Below are 811 nucleotides of genomic sequence, written 5' to 3' on the forward strand. Positions count from 1 at the left end.
GTTTCTGGCGGTTTTCTCGTATCGCGTGGCGACCCTTCGGAACTGCTTGAGCTTGGAGAGTGAGCCTGTGAACGCCACTGGTTCGAGAGAACAGGCGCACGCATTCGATCAGATGTCTCTGGGCGTAGAGATGCTTGTCGAGGGGATGCTTGCGCGCCCGGGACGGGTTGTTAGGGATGACGGCAAGAGCTTTCTTGCGGGCGATCGCCTCACGCAGGCGGTCGCTGTCATAGGCGGTGTCGGCCATGACGACCTCGGCAGGCAGGTCGGCGATCAGCGCCTCGGCCTGCGGGGCGTCGCCCTTCTGCCCGGCGGTCAGGGTGAAGCGGACCGGACAGCCAAGGCCTCGCACTGCCAGGTGGAGCTTGGTGCTCAGCCCGCCGCGGGACCGGCCAAGGGCCTGATCTTCAGCCCCCTTTTTGCACCAGCGGCGTGTTGGTGGGCGCGGATAATCGTGCTGTCCACGATCAGGTATTCGAAATCGGGATCGTCGGACATCGCCGCGAAGAGCCGCCACCAGACCCCCTTCCGGCTCCATCGGCTGAAGCGGCGGAACATGCTGTTCCACGAGCCGAACACGTCCGGCAACTCGCGCCACGGCGAACCCGTCCGCACGATCCAAAGCACCGCCTCCACGAACATCCGGTTGTCGCGACCACTGCTGCCCCGTGTCCGCTCGTCCCCGATGATATGGCCGGAAATCCGATTCCATTGCCCGTCCGACAGCACAAGCCGATCCAACACTCCCATCGCAAACCTCCTGCAACAGAAACCTTGAATCATCTTTCCTCAGAATAGGGAATCCCAAGAG

General features: G+C 62.9%; 1 pseudogene. It reads right to left on the reverse strand.

Annotation, left to right across the window (positions count from 1 at the left end):
- Positions 1 to 750 (reverse strand): annotated as a pseudogene (locus tag C9E82_RS23970) (IS5 family transposase); the annotation flags it as partial.
- Positions 751 to 811 lie beyond the last annotated feature (61 nt).

Source organism: Paracoccus sigandri (genome assembly GCF_003709565.1).
Taxonomy (GTDB): Bacteria; Pseudomonadota; Alphaproteobacteria; order Rhodobacterales; family Rhodobacteraceae; genus Paracoccus; species Paracoccus siganidrum.